6 protein-coding genes are annotated in these 5,990 nt (G+C 74.3%); 5 read left to right on the top strand and 1 reads right to left on the bottom strand.

Annotation, left to right across the window (positions count from 1 at the left end; genetic code table 11):
* The 5 genes from IPZ69_RS46155 to IPZ69_RS46135 all read left to right on the top strand — a co-directional run.
* Positions 1-1,232: 4'-phosphopantetheinyl transferase superfamily protein (locus IPZ69_RS46155; RefSeq protein ID WP_235460913.1), on the top strand; the 1,232-nt coding region annotated here is incomplete at its 5' end.
* Positions 1,229-1,549 carry an acyl carrier protein gene (locus IPZ69_RS46150; protein WP_235460912.1) on the top strand — a complete coding sequence of 107 codons (321 nt, stop codon included), beginning with the start codon at positions 1,229-1,231 and terminating at the stop codon, positions 1,547-1,549. The genes IPZ69_RS46155 and IPZ69_RS46150, both read left to right, overlap by 4 nt.
* A 3-nt stretch (positions 1,550-1,552) precedes the next feature.
* Positions 1,553-2,374: an alpha/beta fold hydrolase gene (locus IPZ69_RS46145; protein WP_235460911.1), complete on the top strand. Its 822-nt coding sequence runs from the start codon at positions 1,553-1,555 to the stop codon at positions 2,372-2,374.
* On the top strand, positions 2,371-3,540 hold the full coding sequence (locus tag IPZ69_RS46140) for a glycosyltransferase (RefSeq protein WP_235460910.1): 1,170 nt from the start codon (positions 2,371-2,373) through the stop codon (positions 3,538-3,540). The genes IPZ69_RS46145 and IPZ69_RS46140 overlap by 4 nt, the downstream gene beginning before the upstream one ends.
* A gap of 388 nt (positions 3,541-3,928) precedes the next feature.
* Positions 3,929-5,032 carry a class I SAM-dependent methyltransferase gene (locus IPZ69_RS46135; protein ID WP_235460909.1) on the top strand — a complete coding sequence of 368 codons (1,104 nt, stop codon included), beginning with the start codon at positions 3,929-3,931 and terminating at the stop codon, positions 5,030-5,032.
* Positions 5,033-5,070: 38 nt separating this feature from the next.
* On the opposite strand, the gene IPZ69_RS46130 is transcribed toward IPZ69_RS46135, so the two are convergent.
* On the bottom strand, positions 5,071-5,990 hold a 920-nt coding region (locus tag IPZ69_RS46130), incomplete at its 5' end, for a lysylphosphatidylglycerol synthase transmembrane domain-containing protein (RefSeq protein WP_308407620.1).

Raw genomic sequence — 5,990 nt, 5'->3', positions numbered from 1 at the left:
AGCTCTACGCCGAGCGCTGGATGTTCCACGGCCCGGCCTTCCAAGGTGTCACCGAACTCAGCGCCATCGGCGACGCCCACGTCCGCGGTGTGATCACGACACCGGCCGCCCCCGGGGCCCTGCTGGACAACGTGGGCCAGCTGCTCGGCTACTGGATCATGGCGACCCGGACCGAACGCACCGTCGTCTTCCCCGTGGGGATGCGGCGGATGCGCTTCCACGGACCCCACCCGGCCCCGGGGACCGAGGTCGAGTGCCTGGTACGGATCACCTCGCTCACCGACACCGTCCTGGAGGCGGACGTGGAGCTGACCGTCGCCGGCCGGGTGTGGGCCGAGCTCACCGGCTGGCAGGACCGCCGCTTCGACAACGACCCCTACACCCGCCCGGTCGAGCGCTTCCCGGAGCGCAACACCCTCTCCGAGGCCCGTCCCGGCGGCTGGTCGCTGCTCCACGAGCGCTGGCCGGATCTCGCCTCCCGCGAGCTGATCATGCGCAACTCGCTCGGCGGGACCGAGCGCGCGGAGTACGCCGCACACGCGCCGCGCGGCCGCCGGCAGTGGCTGCTCGGCCGGATCGCCGCCAAGGACGCCGTGCGCCGCTGGCTGTGGGAGCACGGCGAGGGACCGGTCTACCCGGCCGAACTCCGCGTCCACAACGACGACATGGGCCGCCCCTACGTCACCGGCGTGAACGGCAGGACCCTGCCCCCGCTGGACGTCTCGCTCGCCCACCGCGCCGAGGCCGCGGTGGCGATCGTACGGCCGCACACATCCGGCCCCGGCCCCGGGATCGACCTCGAAGAAGTCACCGCACGCGACCCCGCCGCCCTCGCCACCGCCCTCGGCGCCGACGAACTGCGGCTGCTGCGCGAGCGCCGCGCCGCGGACGGCGGCAGCGACCACGGCGCCGACGGCGACGGCAACGGCGAGGCCCTGTGGTTCACCCGGTTCTGGGCCGCCAAGGAGGCGGTCGCCAAGGCCGAGGGCACCGGATTCGGCGGCCGCCCACGGGACTTCGAAGTCCTCGACGTCACGCCGGACGGAAGCCGGCTGCTCGTCACCGGACGCCTGGAGCGCGCGTACCGCGTGCGCTGCGCACCCGTCCGCAATCCCCCCGCGCTGCCCGACCGGGACTACGTCGTGGCCTGGACGACGGGACCGGTGCCAGAAACGGAACCAGTGGAAGCAGCGGACGAAGCGGAAGACGACGGAGAGGAGCACGGCCGATGAACCCCACGCGCCCGACCACCGAGCATGCCGACGAGGAGGCCGTGCTCGCCGACATCAGAGCCATGCTCCTGACGCTCCTGGAGGAGTACGGCGAGGACGACGTCGAGATCGGCACGACCACCACCTTCAACCGTGACCTGGAGCTGGAGAGCATCGACCTGGTGACCCTCGCGGGCCTCCTGGAGCAGCGGTACGGCGACCGGGTCAACTTCGCCGAGTTCCTGGCCGGCATGGAGTTCGAGGAGATCATCGAACTCACCGTCGGCAGGCTCGTCGAGTACGTCGTGCACAGCCTGAAGGCCGCCGAGGCGGGCTGACGCATGGCGATCGTCGACACCGGCGAGATCCGACTGCACGTCCAGCGCCTGCGTCCCCGGGACGCCGGCACCCCCGTCGCCACGGTGGTGCTGGTGCACGGGCTGCTCACCGACAGCCTGGCCAGCTACTACTTCACCGTGGCCCCCCGCTTCGCCGTGGCGGGCCTCGACGTGGTCATGTACGACCTGCGCGGCCACGGCCGCAGCGAACGCCCCCCGAGCGGCTACTCCCTCGACCACAACATCGACGACCTGGAGGCTCTCCTCGACCGGCTGGACATCACCGGCCCCGTCCACCTGGTCGGCAACTCCTACGGCGGCACCATCGCCTTCGGCTGGGCCGCCCGCCACCCCGGCCGGACGGCGAGCCTCACCCTGATCGAGTCGGAGCCGGCGACCGCGACCTGGGCGGCGAAACTGGGCGGCATCCTGCGCCGCGTGGTCACCGAGCTGGCGCACAACGAGCCGGACGCGATCGCGTGGATCACCGCCCACCGCAGCCACAACACCGCCCGGCTGGCCAAGGGCGCGGCACGGCTCGCCCGCGAGACCACCCTCGGCGGGGACATCCCGGCCAGCCGGGTGCTCACCGAGGACGAGATCAAGGCCGTACGGTGCCCGGTCCTCGGCGTCTACGGCGGCGACTCGGACCTGGTGGAGCTGGTGTCCCTGAAGGAGACGCTGCTCGCCGACTTCCGGTCCGTCGTACTGCCCGGGCACGAGCACTCCGTGCTGGTGGAGGCCCCGGGGCCGGTGGGCACGCACATCCTCGGGCTGATCCGCGCCGCGATCGGGATCCGGCCGGTGGGGGCCGAGGCCCGGTGAGCGGGTTCCTGTTCGCCGTCCCGCCACTGGTCGGGCACATCAACCCGACGGTGGGCGTGGCCGCCCGGCTCGCCGCGCGCGGGCACCGGGTGGCCTGGGCCTGCCCGGATCCCGGGCTGGTACGGCGGCTCGCCGGAGCGCGGGCGGTCGTGTACCCGTGCGCGGGCGTCGCCGGTGTCGAGCGGCCGCCCGGGCTGCGCGGCCCCGAGGCGCTGAAGTTCCTCTGGGAGCGGTACCTGGTGCCGCTCGCCGACGCGATGGCCCCCGGGGTGCGGGCGGCGGTGGAGGAGTACCGGCCGGACGTGGTCGTGGCCGACCAACAGGCCTTCGCGGGCGCCCTGGTGGCCGAGCGCCTCGGCCTGCCCTGGGCCACCTCCGCCACCACCTCGGCCGAGTTCACCGACGTGTACGACGGCATGCCCAAGGTCGCGGCCTGGCTGGGTGCGCGCCTCGACGAGCTGCGCGGCCGGATCGGGGACCCGGCGGGCGGCGCCGACCCGCGGTTCTCGCCCCACCTGGTCCTCGCGTTCAGCACGCCCGAGCTCGTCGGGCCCACGGCCCGTACGGGGGAGCACATCCACTACGTCGGCCCCTCGATCGCCGACCGCCCCGCCGCGGCTGACTTCCCCTGGGCGTGGCTGGATCCCGGCCGGTCGAAGGTCCTGGTGACCCTCGGCACGGCCAACGCGGACGCGGGAGGCCGCTTTCTCGCCGAGTGCGTCACCGCGGTGCGCGAACGCGCCGACCGGGTGCAGGGGGTGCTCGTCGATCCCGGCGGCACCCTGGCGGAACGCGGCGACGACAAGGACGTACTGATCCTGCCGACCGTCCCGCAACTGCCGCTCCTGGAACGGGTCGACGCCGTGATCTGTCACGCCGGGCACAACACGGTCTGCGAGGCCCTGTGGCACGGCGTTCCGCTCGTCGTCGCTCCCATCCGGGACGACCAGCCCGTGGTTGCGGCCCAGGTCGTCGACGCGGGAGCGGGCCTGCGGGTCAGGTTCGGCCGCGTCACGTCCGCCCGCCTGGGCGAGGCCCTCGACACCCTCCTGAACGACCCGGCCCACCGCACCGCCGCCGCCCGCATCCGCACGGCGTTCCGCACGGCCGGAGGCGCCACGGCAGCGGCGAGCCACCTTGCGGGACTGGCGGCGGGGGAGGCATAGCCGGGCGCCGAGGCGGCGAGCCGAGGAAGCGGCGAGTGGAGCGACCGAGAGCCGGTGAGCCAAGAGCCGGGGGTGCCGAGTGCTGGCGGTGAGGGAACGGCGGGTGCCCGAGCGTCGCCGGTGGGGCAGGGGCCGGTGCCTGAGCGTCGCCGGTGGGGCAGGGGCCGGTGCCCGAGTGCCGGCGGTGTGCGAGGAGCCGGTGCCCGAGCGTCGCCGGTGAGCCAAGGACCGGTGTGCCGAGTGCCAGCGGTGAGGGAAGGGCCGGTGCCAGACGTCGCCGGTGAGCCAAGGGCCGGTGCCCGAGCGTCGCCGGTCAGCGAAGTGCCGGTGCCCCGCGTCGCCGGTGAGCGAAGAGCCGATGAGCCGAGAGCCGACGAGTGGAGACCCGATGAGTGACGAGATCCAGCCCACCGTCCCCGCCGACGACGCGGAGCCCGCCGACCGAGCCGCGCGGATCGCCGCCCTGCGGCCCTGCTACCGGGCGGACCTGGCCGACGGAGTGGAGCGGTTCTTCGAGCCCAGGCGCACCACCTGTCCCTGGTGCGGGTCGGACCAACTCGTCGCCCGGCTGCGGACCGGCGACCTGCTCCAGCACAAGCCGGGTGACTTCGGGCTCGACCGCTGCGCGGAGTGCGGGCACACGTTTCAGAACCCGCGGCTGAACGAGGCGGGCCTGGAGTTCTACTACCGAGACTTCTACGACGGCCTCGGCGAGCAGCGGATGGGCGGCACCTTCGGCGGCCGGACCAAGATGTACCGGGGCCGCGCCGAGGCGATGCTGCGCTACGACCCGACCCCCAAGAACTGGCTGGACGTCGGCACCGGCCACGGCCACTTCTGCGAGGCCGCCCGCGAGGTACTGCCGGGCACCGCGTTCGACGGCCTCGACTTCACCGACGGCGTGGCACTCGCCGAACGGGAGGGCCGGGTGGAGCACGGCTTCCGCGGCGCCTTCCCCGACCTGGCACCGGACCTCGCCGCCCACTACGACGTGGTGAGCATGTTCCACTACCTGGAGCACAGCACCGACCCGGACCGCGAACTGCGGGCCGCCCACGAGGTCGTACGCCCCGGCGGGCACCTGCTCATCGAGGTCCCGGACCCGGAGAGCCGCTACGCCCGCCTGCTGGGCCGCTGGTGGCTGCCCTGGCTCCAGCCGCAGCACCTGCACTTCGTGCCGGTCGCCAACCTGCGCCGCCGCCTGACCGAGGTGGGCTTCTCGGTGGTCGGGGAGCAGCACGCGCAGCCGCACGACCCGGTCGACCTGCTCGCCGCCGTCTGGCTCGCCCTCGACCACGCGGCCCCGCGCGAGGACGCCCCGTGGCTGGCCGAGCCCCCCGGCGCGTTCCGGCGCGCCCTGCGCTCCGGCGTCTTCCTGGCGGGCGTGCCCGCCCTGGTCGCGGGCACGCTCGTCGACCGGTTCGCCGTACGACCCCTGTCGCACTGGCTCCGCCTGTCGAACGCCTACCGCCTCGTGGCCCGCCGGGACTGAACCCGCCCTCGGAGAACCCGCCCTCGGAGAACCGGCCCTCAGAGCACCTTGGAGCGGATCAACGCGGAGAGCACCAGGGCGCCGGGCAGCAGCGGCAGCCAGTCCGTCAGGACCCGGAAGCCGATGACGGTGGCCGTGGCCACCGCCACCGGGGAGCCGAACGCGGCCAGCGTGAACACCAGCGCCGCGTCCACGGCAAGGCCGCCGGGCGCGGGGACCGCTCCGACGGCGGTGCCCGCGGCCAGAAACGCGACGACCACCTCCGGCCAGGGCACCGGCAGCCCCAGCGCGGCCCCGACCGACGCCACCGTGCACGCCTGCAGCAGCGGCATCGCGGCGGCCCCGCCCCACAGGGCGAGCACCCGGCAGGGCCGGGAGTGCAGCAGCCGGGCGTCGGCGAGGGCGGTGCGCAGCAGACCCGTCACGGGGCGGCGCAGCGGACGTACGACCGCGAGGACCAGGGCGGCGACGGTCAGGGCGATGGCCGCTACCAGCAGGATGCGCGCGTCCGGGATCAGTTCGCCGAGCCGCCTCCCGGCCGGGGAGACCGCGACGAACACCAGCAGCACCAGCGTCTTGGCGATGGGCTTCACCAGTGAGTACAGGGCGAGCGAGGCGGTGGCCCGGTCGAGCGGTACGCCGCGCCCGCGCAGGAAACGCAGGGTGACGGCGTGGGCGCCGATGCCGGCGGGCAGCGCGTGGTTCGCGGCACCGGCGGCGAACTGCGAGGCCAGCAGCAGGCCCGGCGGAAGCCGCTCCGGCAGGGCACCCTGCCGTACGCACGAGGCGGCGACCCAGCCGAGGCAGGTGAAGCCGAGCCCGGCCAGCAGCCACCAGGGGTCGGCGGTGGTCAGCCGGACCGCGCCCTCGTACATGACGCGCTGGTTGGTCAGCCCCCACACCGCGACGAGCAGGAGCGGGCAGAAGCACAGCGCCAGCCGGACGGAGCGGGCGGCCA

Source organism: Streptomyces olivochromogenes (assembly GCF_021538895.1).
Lineage (GTDB): Bacteria > Actinomycetota > Actinomycetes > Streptomycetales > Streptomycetaceae > Streptomyces > Streptomyces olivochromogenes_A.
This window is presented reverse-complemented; position numbering and strand designations above follow the sequence as displayed.